The 19,763-nt window shown below is 46.8% G+C and carries 17 protein-coding genes; 12 read left to right on the top strand and 5 right to left on the bottom strand.

Annotation, left to right across the window (positions count from 1 at the left end; all coding sequences use genetic code 11):
* Positions 1-199 precede the first annotated feature (199 nt).
* The gene (locus tag J2W69_RS19405; protein ID WP_310281614.1) at positions 200-784 is read right to left on the bottom strand and encodes a Fe-Mn family superoxide dismutase; all 585 of its coding nucleotides are present in this window, start codon (positions 782-784) and stop codon (positions 200-202) included.
* Positions 785-1,009: 225 nt separating this feature from the next.
* Between J2W69_RS19405 and J2W69_RS19400 the strand changes: the two genes are divergently transcribed.
* Positions 1,010-1,348, top strand: coding sequence for a Grx4 family monothiol glutaredoxin (locus tag J2W69_RS19400; protein ID WP_310281612.1), 339 nt, complete (start codon positions 1,010-1,012; stop codon positions 1,346-1,348).
* A 66-nt stretch (positions 1,349-1,414) separates the two neighbouring features.
* Here the strand turns inward: J2W69_RS19400 and rnt are convergent, their stop codons facing one another.
* Positions 1,415-2,092: a ribonuclease T gene (rnt, locus tag J2W69_RS19395; RefSeq protein ID WP_310281610.1), complete on the bottom strand. Its 678-nt coding sequence runs from the start codon at positions 2,090-2,092 to the stop codon at positions 1,415-1,417.
* Positions 2,093-2,223: 131 nt separating this feature from the next.
* On the opposite strand from rnt, the gene J2W69_RS19390 reads away from it, so the two are divergent.
* Positions 2,224-3,090, top strand: a complete 867-nt coding sequence (locus tag J2W69_RS19390; RefSeq protein WP_310281608.1) for a flagellar protein MotY — start codon at positions 2,224-2,226, stop codon at positions 3,088-3,090.
* An 18-nt stretch (positions 3,091-3,108) separates the two neighbouring features.
* Here J2W69_RS19390 and J2W69_RS19385 read toward each other — a convergent pair whose 3' ends face one another.
* The 3 genes from J2W69_RS19385 to mnmC are packed head-to-tail and all read right to left on the bottom strand — an operon-like array spanning position 3,109 to position 5,994.
* Positions 3,109-3,546: a response regulator gene (locus tag J2W69_RS19385; RefSeq protein ID WP_310281606.1), complete on the bottom strand. Its 438-nt coding sequence runs from the start codon at positions 3,544-3,546 to the stop codon at positions 3,109-3,111.
* The gene (locus J2W69_RS19380) at positions 3,531-4,145 is read right to left on the bottom strand and encodes a response regulator (RefSeq protein ID WP_310281604.1); all 615 of its coding nucleotides are present in this window, start codon (positions 4,143-4,145) and stop codon (positions 3,531-3,533) included. Before J2W69_RS19380 ends, J2W69_RS19385 begins: the two co-directional genes overlap by 16 nt.
* Before the next feature lie 10 nt (positions 4,146-4,155).
* Entirely contained in the window at positions 4,156-5,994 is a 1,839-nt protein-coding gene (mnmC, locus tag J2W69_RS19375; protein WP_310281602.1) for a bifunctional tRNA (5-methylaminomethyl-2-thiouridine)(34)-methyltransferase MnmC2/FAD-dependent 5-carboxymethylaminomethyl-2-thiouridine(34) oxidoreductase MnmC1, read from the bottom strand.
* 166 nt (positions 5,995-6,160) lie between these two features.
* Between mnmC and fabB the strand changes: the two genes are divergently transcribed.
* The 10 genes from fabB (at position 6,161) to purF (ending at position 19,212) form a co-directional block, all read left to right on the top strand.
* On the top strand, positions 6,161-7,375 hold the full coding sequence (gene fabB / locus J2W69_RS19370; RefSeq protein WP_310281600.1) for a beta-ketoacyl-ACP synthase I: 1,215 nt from the start codon (positions 6,161-6,163) through the stop codon (positions 7,373-7,375).
* Between the two features lie 129 nt (positions 7,376-7,504).
* Positions 7,505-8,638 carry a 4-phosphoerythronate dehydrogenase gene (locus tag J2W69_RS19365; RefSeq protein WP_310281598.1) on the top strand — a complete coding sequence of 378 codons (1,134 nt, stop codon included), beginning with the start codon at positions 7,505-7,507 and terminating at the stop codon, positions 8,636-8,638.
* Between the two features lie 136 nt (positions 8,639-8,774).
* Complete coding sequence (locus tag J2W69_RS19360; protein WP_008899265.1) at positions 8,775-9,794, top strand: aspartate-semialdehyde dehydrogenase; 1,020 nt, start codon at positions 8,775-8,777, stop codon at positions 9,792-9,794.
* 192 nt (positions 9,795-9,986) lie between these two features.
* Positions 9,987-13,145: a FimV/HubP family polar landmark protein gene (locus J2W69_RS19355; protein ID WP_310281595.1), complete on the top strand. Its 3,159-nt coding sequence runs from the start codon at positions 9,987-9,989 to the stop codon at positions 13,143-13,145.
* A gap of 181 nt (positions 13,146-13,326) precedes the next feature.
* A complete protein-coding gene (gene truA / locus J2W69_RS19350; protein ID WP_310281593.1) occupies positions 13,327-14,121 on the top strand; it encodes a tRNA pseudouridine(38-40) synthase TruA in 795 nt (264 codons plus the stop codon).
* A 135-nt stretch (positions 14,122-14,256) separates the two neighbouring features.
* Entirely contained in the window at positions 14,257-15,129 is an 873-nt protein-coding gene (gene accD / locus J2W69_RS19345; RefSeq protein ID WP_310281591.1) for an acetyl-CoA carboxylase, carboxyltransferase subunit beta, read from the top strand.
* Between the two features lie 9 nt (positions 15,130-15,138).
* The gene (folC, locus tag J2W69_RS19340) at positions 15,139-16,419 is read left to right on the top strand and encodes a bifunctional tetrahydrofolate synthase/dihydrofolate synthase (RefSeq protein ID WP_310281588.1); all 1,281 of its coding nucleotides are present in this window, start codon (positions 15,139-15,141) and stop codon (positions 16,417-16,419) included.
* Positions 16,416-17,129: an SPOR domain-containing protein gene (locus J2W69_RS19335; RefSeq protein WP_310281586.1), complete on the top strand. Its 714-nt coding sequence runs from the start codon at positions 16,416-16,418 to the stop codon at positions 17,127-17,129. The genes folC and J2W69_RS19335 overlap by 4 nt, the downstream gene beginning before the upstream one ends.
* Before the next feature lie 59 nt (positions 17,130-17,188).
* Positions 17,189-17,677: a CvpA family protein gene (locus J2W69_RS19330; RefSeq protein ID WP_008899259.1), complete on the top strand. Its 489-nt coding sequence runs from the start codon at positions 17,189-17,191 to the stop codon at positions 17,675-17,677.
* Between the two features lie 20 nt (positions 17,678-17,697).
* Positions 17,698-19,212, top strand: a complete 1,515-nt coding sequence (gene purF, locus J2W69_RS19325) for an amidophosphoribosyltransferase (protein ID WP_310281582.1) — start codon at positions 17,698-17,700, stop codon at positions 19,210-19,212.
* The last annotated feature ends 551 nt before the right edge of the window (positions 19,213-19,763 follow it).

The following is a 19,763-nucleotide window of genomic DNA, read 5'->3' as shown; positions in this document are numbered from 1 at the left end:
AATGCAAATAAAGCCACTGATGTAAGGTTAGACAGTAAAAAAGCGCTTCGCTCAACTAATTCACAGAAATATATGAATTTTTTTTGTAGAGTTCTGTGCACAGAACAGGAAAGCAGGTGGCGGATGTCGAATGGGTTTCAAATAGGTACTAATAATGAAGCCCGGAAAACCGGGCTTCATTTTTTACAGCAACAGAAAATTAAGCAGCGAAGTTTGTCGCAGCAAATTCCCAGTTGATTAATGCCCAGAAGGCATTTAAGTAAGTTGGGCGTGCATTGCGGAAGTCGATGTAGTAAGCATGTTCCCACAGATCCACAGTCATCAGTGCAGTGACTGAGCTATCCGTCAATGGTGTGCCCGCATTGCTGGTGTTGACGATATCTAATGAACCGTCAGCTTTTTTCACTAACCAGGTCCAGCTTGAACCAAAGTTGTTCACTGCTTTGTCGTTAAAAGCAGCCTGGAATGCAGCAAAAGAGCCCCACTGAGAGGTAATGGCATCGCCTAAAGCACCAGTTGGTTCACCGCCACCATTAGGAGACAGGCAGTTCCAGTAGAAAGTGTGGTTCCAAATCTGAGCGGCATTGTTAAAAACAGGGCCCTGAGAAGTACGGATAATGTCTTCTAAAGACTTACCGGCGAATTCAGTACCTTCAACCAATGAATTCAGTTTCACAACATAGGCGTTATGGTGTTTGCCATGGTGATAATCCAGAGTTTCAGGAGAGATATGAGGTAATAATGCGTCTTTTGCGAAAGGTAATGCTGGTAATTCGAAAGCCATTGTCGTTCTCCGTAGGCGTTGTTTATGGGGTCTGCATCGCGTAGACTACAAAACCTGACTAAATTACTCAAGTTTTAGTCGTGAGTTTTACAGCTTGGGCTTAGCGCGATACAAGTGTCTGCTCATAATAATCTTGGGGCATTTTGTGAAATCTCAAGTGCGAAACGAACGAACTCAGCGTAAAATGAGACAAATTTTTAAACCCAGTAGTGCCAGAGGCTGAAAATGGAAACCATTGAGAAAATTAAACAACAGTTGGCTGATAATCCAATCATTATTTACATGAAAGGCTCGCCAAAATTACCGAGTTGCGGTTTTTCAGCTCAGGCTTCTCAAGCCCTGATTGCATGTGGCCAACCTTTTGCGTTTGTCGACATTCTGCAAAACCCGGATATCCGAGCTGAATTACCAAAATATGCCAACTGGCCAACTTTCCCACAGTTATGGGTTGAAGGCGAGCTGGTTGGTGGTTGTGACATTATTCTGGAAATGTTCCAGCGTGGTGAATTGCAGCCGTTAATTAATGAAACTGCAGCTAAATTTAACAGCGAAAGCGCTGAATAAATTCTCGTCTGAAAAAAAGGCAGCTTCGGCTGCCTTTTTTTTCTGGTTATTGCTGGTTATTAAAAGTTATGCCGGATTAACTTCAGTGCTTTCTTCCAGCTCTGGATCGTCCATCAGCATAGGAGGTGGCCAGCCACCCAGTTGATGCCAGCGATTGACTATGTAGCAAAAGAGTTCAGCTGTGCGTTCTGTATCGTACAAAGCGCTGTGGGCTTCTTTGTTGTCAAAATCAATACCAGCCTGTTTACAGGCTTTCGCCAACACTGTCTGACCTAAGGCCAAAGCAGATAAAGTAGTGGTATCAAAAGAAACAAAAGCGTGAAAGGGCGAGCGTTTTAATTTAATTCGATCAATGGCTGCATTTAAAAATCCCTGATCAAAAGCGGAGTTATGAGCAACGACTACGGCACGTTGACAGTCCGCATCCTTCTGCGCTTTACGCACAGCGCGGCAAATTTCAGTCAGGGCTTCCCGCTCTGAAACAGCGCCACGAAGCGGGTTGTAGGGGTCTATACCATTAAAAGCCAATGAGCTTGCTTCCATGTTGGCCCCCTCAAAAGGTTCGATATGAAAATGCAAAGTCTGGCTTGGAACAAGCATGCCTTTTTCGTCTATAGTCAACAAAGTTGCAGCGATTTCTAACAATGCATCTGTTTTTGCATTAAAGCCTGCGGTTTCTACGTCGATAACAACAGGGAAGTAGCCACGAAAACGTTGTGCTAACGGATGTAAAGCTTGAGTCATAAGACCTGTGTCCTGATAAGATTGGCAGGTATTATGCCAAATAAATTGCAAAGCGTCTTGTTTGAGTACCTTGTTTGTCCTGGTTAAAGGCGAAAAAACAACGGGTTGTTGAGATGAAAAAAGGGAAACCTATGCGATATAAGCTTTGGCTGGTGCTGTCTTTGCTATCTGCTGCTCAGGCAGAAGCAGGATTACGTCAGTATTCAGCCACACTGGATCAGTCCAGTTGGTCTTTGCAACACAACACGCCTTTGTTGTGCGAACTAAGTCATCCCATTCCTCATTTTGGTAACGCTTATTTTCGCAGTGTCGCTGGCAAAGAGCTGAATATGCAGTTTGAACTGAGTATGCTGCGTTTGCCTGATCATTACGCTTTAGCTGAAGTCTTGTCTGTACCGCCGGTATGGCGTCCGGGTGAGCAGGCCAAAGCCATCAGCAGTATGAAAATACTAAAACAGTTTGACGGTGATTTAGGCAAAGCCGAAAGCTGGATTATGCTGACGGAGCTGGAGCAAGGGTACAGCCCGACCTTTTATTTCTCCGACTGGCACAGCCCTTATGACAGAGTCAGCGTGTCGCTGAATCCTGTACATTTTATTGGAGCTATGGACCAATTTACTCAATGTGTCAGTTCGCTGTTACCTTACACTTTTGATGACATAGCTTTTACCGTTCTGACTTATGAGTCGGGTGGCGCTGATCTGACCAAAGCCTCGAAAAAACGACTGGACCAAATTGCTTTGTATCTGAAATATGATCAGAGCATTGAAAGTATTGATATTCAGGCTTACAGCGATTCCTACGGTGGCCGCTGGATGAATGAACAGTTGTCGATAAAGCGTGCAGAGTCTATCAAAGAGCGGCTGATTAGCTTTGGCCTGGAAGAGAGCAGGATTCGCACTGAAGGTTTAGGTGAAAAACGTCATGTGGCGTCCAATGAAAGCTCATTAGGCCGTGCCAAAAACCGTCGTGTGGTGATTCAGATGGAAAAACCCTGATTTTTCAGGGTTTTTTAGTTAAAAAGTGCTCTTGTGTTGTTTATCGTAAAAGCGTTCAAATTGTCTGAGTACTGCCAGAATTTTGTCAGCGCTGAAAGGTTTAACAATAAATGACGCAGCGCCAGCCGCTATGCTGGCTTTTACATTTTCCAGTGTACTGACACCACTGACCATCACCACAAAACAATCAGGTTTTTGCTGTTTAAAACGCCTGAGTAAGTCAATGCCTGAGCCATCAGGCAGCTCAATATCCAGAAAAACTAAATCCGGGCTTTGTTGACTGAAGGTTAATAACGCAGAAGCAGCGTTATGGGCCTGAAAATAGCTAAAGGCTCTGTATTTCAGATCGTTATGGGAAAACAGGGCTGTCAGATTGTGGCGTAACAGTTGCCTGTTGTAGTCAAGATCGTCCACCAGCAGTATTTTTTGATCCCGTACTTTTATCTTAGCTTGCATGCCTTACACTGCTCCAAAAACCAGGTTGCACGGGGGAGTTTTTGTTCTGCCGGAATCGTATTCCAGCTGGTCTGAAATTGGTGGGCCAGTTCACTGATGTTTTCTAAACCAAAGCAGCCTGCACTGCCTTTGAACTGGTGCACAATAGCTGCAAACTCCTGCCACTTTTCTTCTGAAGCCAGTAGTTCCAATTGCTGCAAAGATTGTTCTACATGGGTGATGTAGGCTTCTTTCAGTTCGGCAGGTACCTGTAGCGCAACTGAAGGGATCACCTCAAATTGAGCCAACTGCTGTTGTACTTGTTGCCAGTGCAATGGTTTTTTCAGCACCAGATCAAAACCAGTTTCTGTGACTTCTTCAGCCGACATGGCCACTATAGGGCGATCAAAACCGAGCTGACGCAACATTTGCATAGCACTGATACCATCCATGATCGGCATCTGAACATCCATCAGTATTAAGTCGTGCTGATAACTTAATGCCTGCTGCACTGCAGCATCGCCATTTTCTACCCAGCACACCTGATAGCCCGCTTGTTGCGCTTGCAACTGAAACAGCTGCGCCAGTAACACATCATCTTCAGCAAAAAGTAAATTCACCTGCACCATCCTAGGCCTTAAGCCGAAGATACCTTTGGATATCAACGCTATCCAGTTGTTGTATGGTTAAAGGTAGAGGCTCTTTAGTAAGCGCGCAAGCTAATATTTCAGCCAGCAGTGGCGCCCAGGTTAAACCCCGTGCGCCCAAAGCGCCAAAACGCCAAAGCTGGTTTTGCTGACCAAGCACAGGCATATGATCCGGCACTGTAGCGCGTAAACCCGCTTTGGCTGACATCAGTTGTACATCGACAAACCAGTCAGGCCTGTTTAATGTCTTATTCACCAAATCAAGGTTTTGCTGATCATCGTCCGCCAGCACTTGATTGTGCCCACTGCTGCGGTCAAAGGTGGCGCCAACACAATGCAGTTGCTGATGAGCCGGAGTGATATAACCCTGATGGCAAACCACAGTTTTCAGTGGCGCCATAGTCTGGCTTTGCAGATGACTGACCTGTCCACGGATTTGCCGAAGCGGAAAAGACTCCTGATGATTGAGACTGTTTAAAGCCGCGCCAGTGGCCAGCACTACTGTAGTTGCTTGCAAAGTTCCGGCTGAAGTTTCCAGCATACAATGCTGCTCGTGCTGAGTGATCTCATGCACTTGAGTGTTGTAGCTAATGTGGACGCCTTGGCTGCCAAGCCATTGAGCCAACTGCTGGCAATACTCCTGAGGGCATAACCAGCCTGCGGTTGGAAAAAACAGGCCGTCATAAGGCAAAGGCAAACCCGCAATCTCACAAGCCTGCTCTTGAGTCACAGCGCTAAACAGGCCACTTAAGGCAAAAGGCTGTTGTTTGATTTTGTGCTGACGTTTGACCAGGTTGTCGTTGCAGGCCAGTGTTAATACACCACACCAGTCGGCAGATACGGCTAATTTTTCAAGCCAGAGGGCATAAAACTGGCGGGCATACAAAAAACTCTGGCAGCTTAAAGAGGACATTAAGTCGTAAGTCGCATGCAGGTTAGGGTACACAGCACCCTGGCGGTTGTGGGAAGCGCCTAAACCCGCTTCTGCGTCAGCACAAAGCAATTGTACTTTCACTCCTTTTTGCCTTAATGCAAAAGCAGCATTGATACCCGCGACACCAGCACCTACGATAGTAACGTCAGAGGGCAGATGAACATTCAATTCCGCGGCATTTTCCGCACTGGCAATCAACATTTCACGTTTTTGGCCATGGCCTTTGGTCTTTTTCGCCGAAAAGCCTGCGTCATTTAAGCCACGACGGACAAAACCTGCACAGGTAAAAGTAGATGCTGTGGTGCCACTGTGGCTTAACCTGAACATCTGATTAAATAAATTTTGCTGCCACATATCCGGGTTTTTACTTGGCGCAAAGCCATCTAAAAACCAGGCATCGACTTTATTCTGTTCCGGTACTTGTGGCAGCAATTCATTGACATCACCCAACCATAAATCAAGCACTACAGAGCTGCCATCAAAAGTCATCCGATGCGGACCGGGCAGGGCCAGAGGATAGCTTTCTGCAAGCAAAACTGTGAGTTCTGCCAGCTGTGGCCAGGCCGCTAAGGCTTTGATTAAGTCGGCTTTACTGAACGGGTATTTTTCGAAGCTGCTGAAATACAAACGCTGACAGCTTTTGGCTTGGGTTTTGTACTGGCGAAAACGCAGCCAGGTCAGCAAAAAGTTTAAGCCAGTGCCAAAACCAGTTTCAGCGATATGGAAAAAAGCTCGTGGGTGAGTAAACCAACGTTCTGGTAGCTGATTTTTATGCAAAAACACATAATCGGTTTCGTCCAGGCCACCAATGTCGGAAAAATAAATATCGCCAAACAGGTCGGAAACCGGTGTGCCAGCGTCGTTGTAGTGAACTTGAGCCTGTTGCAACTGAAGTAGAACCCTATCGAAAAAGAATAAGGTATTGTAACTTAGCCGCAATACAAATAGATAATAGTGTACAACTGTGCGCTGAAAGCGGACCAGTTTCGAAAAGAAACTCCGTACAATGTGGCGCAATTACTAAAAGACATCCGATTTTTTGTTTGGAGCAAGCATGAAAAGAGCAGTGATCACAGGGTTAGGCATAGTGTCCAGTATTGGTAACGATCAACAGCAAGTGCTGGAATCGTTAAAAGCCGGGCGCTCCGGTATTAAAGCGTCACAGGAATTTGCTGACATGGGCCTGAGATCACAGGTCTGGGGCCAGATTGAAATTGATACTGCAGCTTTAATTGACCGCAAAGCTTTGCGTTTTATGGGCGATGCAGCTGCTTACGCTTATATCTCTATGCAACAAGCTATTGAAGATGCTGGCTTAACTCCAGAGCAGGTCTCGAATTTCCGTACTGGTTTAGTGGTAGGTTCTGGTGGTGCTTCCTCTAAAACTCAGATTGAAGCTGCAGATACGTTACGTGAAAAAGGCGTGAAACGTGTAGGTCCTTACGCTGTGCCAAAAACCATGTCCAGTACTTGTTCTGCTTGTTTAGCTACTCCTTTTGAAATCAAAGGTGTGAACTACTCCATCAGCTCAGCTTGTGCCACCAGTGCCCACTGTATTGGTCATGCGGTAGAACTGATCCAGTTAGGCAAACAGGACATTATTTTTGCCGGTGGTGGTGAAGAAGTGCACTGGACCTTAGCAATGGAATTTGACGCTATGGGCGCCTTGTCGACTAAGTACAACGAAACGCCTGAACTGGCGTCCCGTACTTATGACGCTGACCGTGATGGTTTTGTGATCAGCGGTGGTGGCGGTATTTTAGTGGTTGAAGAGCTGGAACATGCCTTGGCCCGTGGCGCAAAAATTTACGCTGAAATCGTCGGCTATGGCGCTACTTCAGATGGCTACGACATGGTGGCTCCAAGTGGTGAAGGCGCAGTACGTTGTATGGAAATGGCAATGAAAGACGTCAAAGGTCCCATCGACTACGTCAATACTCACGGCACCAGTACTCCTGTGGGAGATGTCAAAGAATTAGGCGCTATTCAGCAAGTTTTTGGTGGCAAATCCCCTGCCATCAGTGCCACCAAAGCCATGACAGGTCATGCCTTAGGCGCTGCGGGTGTACACGAAGCTATTTATTCATTGCTGATGATGGAGCATAACTTTATTGCTCCTTCAATCAACATCAATACGCTGGATGACGCCGCTGCTGGTTTAAATATTGTGACTAAAGCGACAGAAGCTCAATTGACCACTGTAATGTCAAACAGCTTTGGTTTTGGCGGCACGAACGCTACTTTAGTAATGCAAAAATACCAGGGTTGATTTTTTCCTGATTAAAAAAACGCTGCCTGATGCAGCGTTTTTTTTGGTTGGTCAAAAATTCAGAAATCCGATAGCTCAAAGCACAGAGCGTCGTTACAATACCGCCATTCTGACTGTGGACTGATACAGATGAAGATATACGCCGACGAAAATATGCCGTACGTCAAAGACTTCTTTGCTGATTTGGGTGACGTGACGCTGGTGAATGGCCGTACTTTAACTGCGGATCAGATTATTGATGCAGATGTACTGCTGGTGCGCTCTGTCACTAAAGTCAATGAGCAGTTATTGGCACAAAGTCCGAGGCTGAAGTTTGTTGGCACTGCGACCATTGGCACTGATCATATCGATCAGCACTACTTGCAACAGCGTGGCATTGGTTTTAGCAGTGCGCCGGGTTGTAATGCCCAGTCTGTAGTGGAGTATGTACTGAGTTCATTCTTTGTGCTGGCGGAAAAATACCAGTGGGATTTACGACAAAAAACTGTAGGCGTGGTAGGGGTTGGTAATATAGGTCGAGTATTGGTGAGTGCTCTTCAGGCCTTGTCCATCAAGGTTTTATGCTGCGACCCACAACGGGCTGCTGCAGAGCCTGATTTTCCTCATATTCCGTTTGAAGAATTATTACCCCAGCTTGATATCGTCAGTTTTCATGTGCCTTTGGTAAAAACCGGGCCAGATGCGACTGTGGATTTATTAAATACACAAAGCCTGAAGTTATTAAAAGCAGAATGTGCAGTGATCAATGCCTGTCGTGGTGAAGTGACCAATAACAATGCTTTATTAAACGAAGCTCAATCTGGTCATAAAAGAGCGCTGGTGCTGGATGTCTGGGCCAATGAACCAGAGCCAGATGTACGCTTGATCCCCTTTACAGATATAGCCACAGCTCATATTGCAGGGCACAGTATTGAAGGCAAAGCCCGTGGTACTGAAATGCTGTATCAGGCCTTGTGTTTACAGCTGGGCTTCACCCCGGAAAAGACTTTGGCGCAAGTGCTGCCGGCAGCACAAGTTTCAGAGGTGAAAATAAATTCAAATTTTGGACTTTTAGATGTCCAAAATTTAACCCGGCTGTTATATGATGTGCGCCGGGACGATACATTGTTTCGTTTCTACATGATGCAACAACAGAAAAAACAAGGTTTTGACTGGCTTAGAAAGTCATATCCACCGCGGCGTGAATACAGCTCGGTGCGACTGACAGGACAAGAGGTGCCTGAGTTTTTAACAACATTAGGTTTTAACACCCAAATTAATTGACGTTGCAGCGCGGCGACAAGCGAGCGAGACCCCAGGAGCATAGTAGTCCTATGTGACTGGGGCGAAGAGCGCAGTCAACAATGCGGCAGCGTCAAGTAAGAAGGGGAAAGCAGCCAGTAATCAGAGGGGAATAACCATGGCTCAGCAATACGATGTCGCTGTGTTAGGTGCTACAGGTTTAGTAGGCCAGCATTTAATTGAAATTTTAGAACAGCGCGATTTTCCGGTAAATAAACTTTATCCTTTAGCCAGCAGCCGCTCTGCCGGTGGCTTTATCACCTTTAAGGGTAAACAAATCGAAGTACTGGATGCTGAGACTTTTGACTGGACTAAAGTGCAGATTGGTTTGTTCTCCGCCGGTGGCAGCGTGTCTGCAACTTATGCGCCTCGTGCTGCCGATGCTGGTTGTGTCGTGATCGACAACACCTCCCACTACCGCTACGAAGCTGATATTCCACTGGTGGTGCCCGAAGTGAACGCCCATGCTATTGCTGAATTCCGTAACCGCAATATCATTGCTAACCCTAACTGCTCCACTATTCAGATGCTGGTGGCGTTAAAGCCTATTCACGATGCAGTGGGGATCAGCCGTATCAATGTAGCCACTTATCAGTCGGTGGCTGGTGCTGGTCAACAAGGTGTTGAAGCTTTAGCGAAAGAAACGGCGCAGTTACTCAATGGTCGTCCTTTGGAAGAAGGCAGCAAGTTTGCCCGTCAGATCGCCTTTAACTGCATTCCACAAATTGATGTGTTTTTAGATAACGGCTACACCAAAGAAGAAATGAAAATGCACTGGGAAACCCAAAAAATTATGGGCGACGCCAGCATTTCAGTAAACGCCACGGCAGTTCGGGTGCCGGTGTTTTATGGTCATGCCGAAGCCGTGCATCTGGAAACCCGTATGCCTATCAGTGTGGAACAGGTCAAAGCGCTGTTAGCCAATGCACCGGGTGTCACGCTGATGGAAGACAATGCAGATTATCCAACACAGGCAGGCAACGCAGCTGGTCAGGATGATGTGTTTGTGGGCCGTATTCGTCAGGACTTTTCACACGAAAATGGCATTAATTTATGGGTTGTTGCTGACAACATTCGTAAAGGTGCCGCCACCAACAGTATTCAGATCGCTGAACATTTGATCCGGGACTATCTGTAACAGCAGATTAAATACCAGTCAAAGGCTCCCGTTGGAGCCTTTATTGTTTTCTAAAGCAATTGATTCAGCAGCCGATATGCAGATAGTGTTTAAGCATAGCCAGTGGCATTCATCTGGTTTACTATTCCAGTGTGGAACGATGTTTGCAGTGTTTTTGTGTCACAAGTAATCTCCGGCCTTAAAGGATCATCGATGCGTTTAGTTGGGCTTCTTATTTTCAGTATTCTGTTGCAGATCTGCAGTGTTAACGCCACTGCGGACACCACTGTGCGTCTTAAAGGCCCTAAAAGCAGTGAAAATCCGGACCGCAGCCGGGTAGGTCCTTTAACTCCTAACGACACTTTATGGCGTATCGCCGAAGAAGTGCGGCCGCACCCGGGTTTAAATATCTATCAGGTGATGTATTCCATCTATCTGAAAAACCCTGAAGCTTTTCTCGATGATAATTTTAACCATTTGAATGTAGGCTCTTTTTTAGCGATCCCTAATGTCGATGAAATTCTGACTGTGGATGCAGTGGATGCACAACGTAAGTCGGAAGAAGACGATCGGATCTGGGCCGACAGAGTTCGGGCTGCTGCTGCGGCCAAAGTGAAACAAGGCGTAAACACAGCGCAGCAGAAAGATGTCGACAAGGCCAAACAGGAAATTAAACAAGAGCTGAGCCGTGTTGAGGGGCAGCAAAAAGGACAACTTCTTGATCTGCAAAGTAAACTGGCAGAGTCCAAAGTGACAGTTGAAGCTGTATTGGCAGACAACACAGCCTTGAAACAAAAACTTGATCAATTAGCAGACCAGATGCTTTTGATGAAATCTCAGGTGGATAAAGACAGCGAAATTCAACAACAGTTACAGTTGTTAGTCGCGCAGCAGGCTGAAATGCTGGCACAGCAGAAAGCTCAGATTGAACGGGAACAGCAAGGGACAAGTTTTGCCGAGCTGTGGCAAAATATTTCCTCCAGCAGTCTGACCTGGGTGTTATTAGCCTCCTTACCGACCTTGTTTGTATTGTTTGCCGTATTAGGCTGGATTAAACGTCGCACCAAAAAATCAGAGCAAATAGTGAATGCGGCAACAGCTGTACCTCAACAGGAATCAGGTTATCGTTCACCCTTACCTCCTTTAGATGAAAGTCTGGATTTTGACGAAAGCAGCCTGATGACACTGGATGAATCTTTATTGGATACAGGCAGTCACGGCATACGTCTGGATGACGAACCTATTGATTTACATGATGATATGCTTCTGGATACCAGAGCAGACGAGTTCGACGACATTCTGATGAATGACGATGACTTGCTGGACAGCAAAGATTTATTCGATGCAAGTTCAATGGATGACGAGTTATTGGATGATTTGTTGGATCAACCGGCAAAAGCGCCTGAAAAAGACTTTGATCCGAATAATATTTTGTCCGGTGCCGATCTGTCCTCTTTATTTGATGAAGAACCTGAACTGGATGCGGATGAAGACGTATTTGCTCAGGCCGTGGCTGAGCAGTTAGCTGAAGAGCAAAAACAAAAACAAAACGAACAGACGAACGATGAACAGGATGAGCTGATTGAAGAAATTGAGCTGGACGAATTGGACGGAGACACTTTTGAGGTCAGCAGTCCGGCTTCAGCCGAAACAGATGAGTTCAGCCTGGATGAGATAGAAGAGGTTGAAGAGGTTGACTTTGATTCGCTGCTGGATGAACTGGTGGTGACAAACGAAGCTCCTCAAGTGGAACAGCGATCAGGCACTGCATTGGAGCAGCCTGTGGACGATACAGCTGATGTGCTGGATGTTACGCCGGAACAACCGCATTTTGACAGCTCAGAACTGGACGAATTTGCCGAATCGCTTGCCGATGAAGAATTATCCATCCCAGAGCCACTATCTATTGAAAACGAAACCGATATTGATATTGACGCTTTGCTTGATGGCACAGCCAATTGGCCAGACAGTGTAAAAGCTGACAAAGCTGTTGAGCCGGCTCATGATGAATTTCATCTGACCGATGAACCGGACCTTGTGGCTGGAGCAGAAGTGCATCCTGAAACCACTCTGGAATTTGACGAAGACGACTATCCGCTAAGTCCGGATGACGTTGCTTTGTTATTATCCGATGAGGCATCACCTGATCCGTTAACAGCCATTCCTGCGCATTTCCACGCCGATCATGGTGATTTGGCAGAACTTATTCAGAACTTTGAAGCCGAAGCTGACATGTCGGCAGATGATTTTGCCGCAGACATCACAGAAGATACAACAGAAACTGCAGCTCAAAGCTCAGATGCAGTAGCGGATGAGCTGTTAGTGACGGATTTAGATGATGCGCCTTTGGGTGAAACTGCTGTAGCCGATGAGCTGCAGGGGAACATCACAGAAGATGCAACAGAAACTGCAGCTCAAAGCTCAGATGCAGTAGCGGACGAGCTGTTAGTGACGGATTTAGATGATGCGCCTTTGGGTGAAACTGATGTAGCCGATGAGTTACAACCAGAGTTAGCAGTGTCAGATGACGACTCTGCAGTGCTTGCTGATGAACTGTCAGATGAATCTGAAGCGAATGAAACCTGGCAGGAGCTCAGTGATCTGGCTGCGGAGCCTTCATTTACCGAATCGGTTCCTGATCTTGATTCACAGGAAGATTTAAGCGTCAGCCGTGTATCTGCTGCCACTTTGTCAGTGGAAAATCCAAGCAAAGTGCTGGAAGAGTACCCGGATCTGGAGTTTTCTGACGAAGCTGGATCTGTTGAAGAAACAGATGATGAGTTTGAACTGGAACAAAATGTTCAGGAGGCTGGAGAGTCTGCAGTCATTTCGCATGATACCCAACAAGCCAATAATGATATAGCGTCAGAACTTGAAGCTTTGGATGAAACTGACTTTGATACCTTGCTGGCTGATTATGCTCAAACCGATATTGAAGCCAGACTGGCAGATGAACAGGTCGCCGATGCGGTATTAGCCGAATTAGATTTGGATAAAGCTGAAACAGACAGTGATCCATTGTCAGAATCCGAAACCGAAGCTCAGCAGATGGCTCAGTCTGATGATCTGGCGTTTTCATTGCTGGCTCTGGATAAACTGTTGGATGATTCTGAAGATGAGCCACTGCAGAGTCAAAACCCTGTGCGTAATATAGACGTTGGTCTGGAGGATTATCAGGATTTTATTGCCGCGCAGCATGAACCAGAACTGGATCCGGCTGAGCAGGGTTTTGCCGCAGACCTGGATTTAATTCGTGCTTATATTGAGATTGGTGAACAGGATGGTGCTGAACACCTGATTGACAAAGTACTAAGTTCCACCGCGCCAGAGCATATCAAACAAGAAGCGCAAAGCTTAAAAGACCTGCTTTAAATCGTAGGGTCAGAGTCTTGACTCTGACCCTTCAGTTTTCAATTTCATACTGACCTCATGTAGCCACAAGATCAAATCATGCTTCTGTTTTTTATACTGAGCTTCGCTTGTAACCGTTAAAATTCGTGAGTTTCCTGTGATCCCTGAGTTATACTTCCGCCCCTAAATGATGGGAGTCAGAATGCGAATTGCGTTAGGTATCGAATACAACGGTGTAGGTTTATTTGGCTGGCAAAGGCAACGTGAAGTGCCAAGTGTACAGGGCCATCTGGAAACTGCGTTATCTAAAGTGGCCAATACAACGATCGAATTGTCTTGTGCTGGCCGCACTGACGCTGGTGTGCATGCGACAGGTCAGGTGGTACATTTTGATACCGATGCCAACCGCGATATGCGAGCCTGGATCATGGGCGCAAACTCCAATCTGCCGGATGGCATAGCTGTACGCTGGGCAAAACAAGTATCGGATGATTTTCATGCCCGTTTTTCTGCTACAGCCCGCCGTTACCGTTATGTGATTTATAACAACAAATTCAGGCCAGCTATTCTGGGTGCTGGCTTAAGCCATTATCATCAGGATTTAAATATTGAACTGATGCAACAAGCCGCTGTCCATCTGCTGGGCGAAAATGATTTCACCTCATTTCGCGCTATCCAGTGTCAGTCGCACAGCCCTTTCCGTAATCTGATGCATCTGCATTTAAGTCGGGTGGGGCAGTTTATTGTGCTGGATATTAAAGCCAATGCTTTTTTGCACCATATGGTGCGTAATATCACCGGCAGTTTGTTACAGGTGGGTATGGGGTTAAAGGAGCCGGAGTGGATTGCGGAGTTGCTGGCGGCTAAAGATCGGACTTTAGCGGCGGCAACGGCGAAAGCCGAAGGCTTGTATCTGGTGGATGTGGACTACCCCGAACACTTTGGTATCCCCAAAATGCCACTGGGACCTCTGTTCCTGCCGGATAGCTTCTGCTAACAACTACGACCAGTTAGCTATAGGTTCTATCATAGCTTTGTGCTTTAATAAGCGCCGTTAGCCGCATGATCGGCGCTTTTTCACACAATAAACTAAGTTTGGGCTCAAGCCCTGCTGCGATACCAAGGAACAACTATGAGTTGGTTAGAAAAAATTCTGCCCAGAACTTCGTCTTCATCCCGTCGAAATATACCTGAAGGGGTCTGGACTAAATGTACCTCTTGTGACGCTGTGTTGTACAAGGCAGAGCTGGATCGGAACCTAGGGGTTTGTCCTAAATGTGACAACCATATGCGCATCAGTGCCAGAGACCGTTTAAATCATTTCCTTGATACCGGTGGTATGGTGGAACTGGCTGCAGAGTTAGAGCCTCAGGACCTGCTGAAATTTAAAGACAGTAAAAAATACAAAGACCGTATTATTGCTGCGCAAAAAGAAACCAATGAAAAAGATGCCATGGTGGTAATGCGCGGCACTTTGTTGGGCATGCCAGTAGTGGTTGCATCCTTTGAGTTTGCTTTTATGGGCGGCTCTATGGCGTCTGTAGTAGGTGCCAAGTTTGTTAAAGGTGTTGAATACGCCATTGAAAACAAAGTACCTTTTATCTGTTTCTCTGCCAGTGGCGGCGCCCGTATGCAGGAAGCTTTAATGTCTTTGATGCAAATGGCCAAAACCAGCGCAGCTTTAGCCAAATTGAGTGAAGCAGGTTTACCTTATATCTCTGTACTGACCGACCCTACTATGGGTGGTGTGTCAGCCAGTCTGGCGATGCTGGGCGATTTAAACATTGGTGAACCAAAAGCTCTGATCGGTTTTGCTGGTCCCCGTGTTATTGAGCAGACAGTACGTGAAAAATTACCTGAAGGTTTCCAGCGCAGTGAATTCTTGCTGGAACACGGTGCTATCGACATGATTGTTGACCGCCGCCAAATGCGCGATACAATTGCGCGACTTGTGGCTAAATTCATGCGATGGCCAGCTCCTGCCAAGGAACACCGCGTCGCCTAATAAGGTGTTATGACCAATCTTTTATCGCCTGCAAGCCAATCCTGTCAAACCCTGACGGATTGGCTTTGTTATATAGAACAAAAACATCCGCAACATCAGATTGAGCTGGGGCTCGGCCGTGTGCTTAACATCGCTCAGCGCGCCGATTTGCATCTGCTGCCTGGTAAAAAAATCCTGATCGCTGGTACCAATGGCAAAGGCACTACTGCCCGCACTCTTGAACAGCTCTGCGCTGTGCAGGGCTTGTCTGTGGGTGTATACAGCTCTCCTCATTTGCTGCAGTTTAACGAGCGCTTACGCATAAATGGCGAAGATGTTGCCGACACTCTTTGGTGTGAAGCTTTTGCCTTTATCGAGCAATTGCGGGGCGATATCGAGCTGACTTATTTTGAGTTCACCACCCTGGCGTCTTTTTATTTGCTTAAACAGCAGCAACCGGAGTTATGCCTGATTGAAGTGGGCTTAGGCGGACGCCTGGATGCAACTAATATTATCGAACCGGATTTAAGTATTCTGACCACTGTCGATTTAGACCATCAGGATTATTTAGGTCCGGATCGCGAAAGCATTGGCCGTGAAAAAGCCGGTGTATTTCGCGCGGCTAAACCAGCCGTGATAGGTGAGACTGATATTCCGCAGTCGGTTTTGAAATACGCTCAGGATATTCAGGCCGAACTGCTTTGCATTAATACGGATTATCAATACAGCGTTACAGACACGAGCTTTCATTGGCAAGGCGTGCATAGTCGTTTGGATGGGTTACCTCTGACCACTGTTCCTTTGCAAAATATTGCCACCGCCTTTACTGCACTTGAAGCTTTGGCTTTGTTACCTTCACAGCAACAAGCTGCTCAGGTTCTGGCAGAGTTAAGCTTGCCAGGGCGAATGCAGTGGCTGAACAAAACCCCCGGTATTTTATTAGACGTAGCACATAACCCACAGTCGGCCGGTTATCTGGCGGCTCAGCTGCAGTTCATCAAAGCAGGTTATGCTCGGGTCCATCTGCTGGTGGGTATGTTAAAAGACAAAGACATTCAGCAAAGCCTGGCGCCTTTTTATCAGCTTGCGGATCACTGGCATCTGGTGGATTTACCGGGCGCTCGTGGAGCAGAGGCCAGTGTGCTGTTGCAGCAGTTGCCAGCTCAAAGCCGTTATTCCTGTTATTCAGATTTAGAGTCGGGTTACCAACAAGCGCAGCTTTCGTTGCAGGCTAATGATTTATTGGTGATTTTCGGCTCTTTTGTTACAGTGTCGGCAGTTCTAGCGCTGCAAAAGGAGACAGATGTATGACCAGCGCCTTTAAAAACCGCTTAATTGGCAGCAGCATTTTAATTATAGCTGCCATTGTTTTTTTACCCGATTTGCTGGACGGGCAAAAGCAGGTGGTAAAAGATGAATTTAAAGCTATTCCGGAACGTCCGGAATTCGCTACTGTGCAACAGGAACAGGTATTTACTAAACAGCAATTAGCTGAAAAACAACAGGAGTTGCTGGCGACTCCGGTCAACGAACCTGCTGCTGATGCTGGCTTACCTGATAACAGCTTTGCACAAGTCACAGCCGGAGCTGCTGGCAGCGAAGCTGTCACAGATAGTGCCGCTATGGTGGCAGATCCAGCAGAGGGCGCAACCACAGATCCAATACCTGTGCCGACTGAAAACCCCTTAGCGCCCGTGACAAGCACAGCAGTTTCGCCTGTAACAGAACAACCAGCTGAACCTAAAGGTAATCCGGCTCTGAATGAAACCGCCTGGATAGTGCGGGTGGGCAGTTTTGGTAAAACAGAAAACGCCACTGCCTTAGTGGCTAAACTAAAAGAAGCGGGTTTTACCACTTTTACCCGTTCAACCACCAATGCGCAGGGCCAATCCATGGTGAGCGTAGTGGTGGGGCCTGAACTGAAGAAAGAACGTCTGGAACAAAAACTGCCTCAACTGGAACAACTGACCGGAACACAAGGTCTGAAGCTGACGGCTTTTAAGCCAATCGAAAATAATTAGGTGTTCAGGCGCGTGTTTTGGTAGAATGCGCGCCGTCCTTAAGCATCCTTTGGTAGCAAATGGTTTGGATTGACTATGCCATTCTGGCAATTATCGGCCTGTCGACTGTTATCAGTCTGGTCCGGGGATTTGCCAAAGAAGCGGTTTCACTGATTATCTGGATACTGGCCTTTTTTGTTGCCAGTTATTATTACCCCTATCTGGCAACCTATTTCACTGAATTGCAAGACGCACTGGTGCGTAATGCGGTCTCCATTGCTGTTCTGTTTATTTCTACTCTTATTCTTGGTGCCTTAATTAATTACCTGATTGGCCGTTTGGTTGAATCTACAGGTTTATCCGGCACCGACCGATTACTAGGCCTGATCTTTGGCGCCCTGCGTGGTGTGCTGGTGGTCAGTGCGTTGTTGTTTTTCCTGGATGCTTTTACCACTGCGGATCAAACCGACTGGTGGCAAGCGTCCACATTGATACCCGAATTTGGTTTTATCATTGAATGGTTTTTTGAGTACATCAAAGCCCATTCCAGTTTTATGCAGCGACCCTAAGCGTGGCGAGGAAATAATCGATGTGTGGTATTGTTGGAATCGTAGGTAAGTATCCGGTCAATCAGGCGTTGTACGACGGTTTAACTGTGTTGCAGCACCGTGGTCAGGATGCCGCCGGTATAGTGACAGTAGACAACAAAACCTTACGCTTACGCAAAGCCAATGGCTTAGTGAAAGACGTATTTGAAGCCCGCCATATGCAGCGTTTGTCTGGCAATATGGGCATAGGCCACGTGCGTTACCCAACAGCGGGTTCAGCCAGTACGGCCGAAGCTCAGCCCTTTTATACCAATAGTCCTTTTGGTATAGCCTTGGCGCACAACGGCAACCTGACCAACTCTGAAGAGTTAAAAGACGAGTTGTTCCGTACTGCCCGTCGTCATGTCAATACCAATTCTGACTCAGAAGCGCTGTTAAACGCTTTTGCGCATGAGTTGGATATTCATGCCGATATGCATGTCAATCCTGACCATATTTTCCGTGCTGTTGCTAATTTACACCGCAAAATCCGCGGTGGTTATGCGGTGGTGGCTGTCGTCATTGGTCATGGTTTAGTGGCATTTCGTGATCCAAACGGTATCCGTCCTTTAGTGATGGGTAAACGTGAAACTGCGCTTGGCACTGAGTATATGGTGGCTTCTGAAAGCGTGGCCTTAGATGCGGACGGTTTTACCGTATTGCGTGATGTAGCACCTGGTGAAGCTGTTTACATTACAGAAGACGGTGAGCTATTCAGCCAGCAATGTGCAGAGAACCCAAGTTATGCGCCCTGTATTTTTGAATACGTGTATTTTGCCCGCCCCGATTCAACCATAGACAATGTCTCTGTCTATGCGTCCCGTGTCGCTATGGGTAAAAAGCTTGGTGAAAAAATCAAAAAAGAATGGGCGCATTTAGATATTGATGTGGTTATTCCAATTCCTGAGACCAGTAACGATGCTGCTTTGCAAATTGCCCATGAGTTAGGTTTGCCATACCGTCAGGGTTATGTAAAAAACCGTTACATTGGCCGTACTTTTATTATGCCGGGCCAGGGGGAGCGTAAAAAGTCAGTTAAACGTAAACTGAACGCTATTTGGCAGGAATTCAAAGGCAAAAACGTCTTGTTGGTGGATGACTCTATAGTGCGCGGTACTACCTCAGAGCAAATCATCGATATGGCGCGCGAAGCTGGTGCTAAGAAAGTGTACTTCGCCTCAGCTGCGCCGGAAATTCGGTTTCCGAACGTCTATGGTATTGATATGCCATCAGCCAACGAGCTGATAGCTCATGGTCATGATGTAGAGAGCATCTGCAAAATCATTGGTGCTGATGGTTTGATTTTCCAGTCACTGGAAGATTTAGTCGATGCAGTACGTTCTGAAAACCCTGAGTTAAAACGTTTTGAAACTTCAGTTTTTGACGGCGTTTATGTGACAAATGATATTGATCAGGCCTACCTGAACCGTCTGGATGCACAACGTAATGAAGCGTCCAAACGCAGAAAAGAAGCCGAGTTATCTGCAAGTTTAGATTTGCATAACGAAGGTAACTAAATTTCAGAGCGATAGCCTGAGAATTTGTCTGAATAATAAAAGGGGCCAGTTTTGAACTGGCCCCTTTTTGCTTGTGCGCCCAGCATGGGCGCATTCTTGCAGGTGAAAGTCCTGCCGTAAGCTGGCTACAGTGAACGAAGTGAAGCGCAACTGCAGAACGGTGACGGACTGTGGGGAGGAAGCGTGGAACGAAACTGCGAGCCGATGAACAAAAATCGGATATAAGGCGTGACAAAGCAGGGCGAGCAGGCAAGTAACTGCGAAGCTCTTGTAGCCAAAGCTCTGTAACGTAAATCCGGCGGTTGTGCAGTGAAGGAATGCGTTCTTACCTGGGGAGATCTCGCCTGATGCCTGAAAGGGCGACGCAGCGATGCGGAGCGAGAAGTCAGCAGAGGCCGTAGTAGCATAAATTGCGAAGGGCCAAACGGGAAGGAGCGGAATACGCGTTGTCGATGAGTGTTACCAACAATGCAAAACTGATCCACTCCAACAATTGAAATCTGATCCACTTGTTTTCACTATGGTGCCTTTTCGGAGGCACTTTGATCACA

It is taken from the genome of Rheinheimera soli, assembly GCF_031457405.1.
In the GTDB taxonomy this organism is placed as follows: domain Bacteria; phylum Pseudomonadota; class Gammaproteobacteria; order Enterobacterales; family Alteromonadaceae; genus Pararheinheimera; species Pararheinheimera soli_A.
The sequence above is the reverse complement of the archived record's forward strand: the minus strand, read 5'-3'. Positions and strand labels throughout refer to the sequence as shown.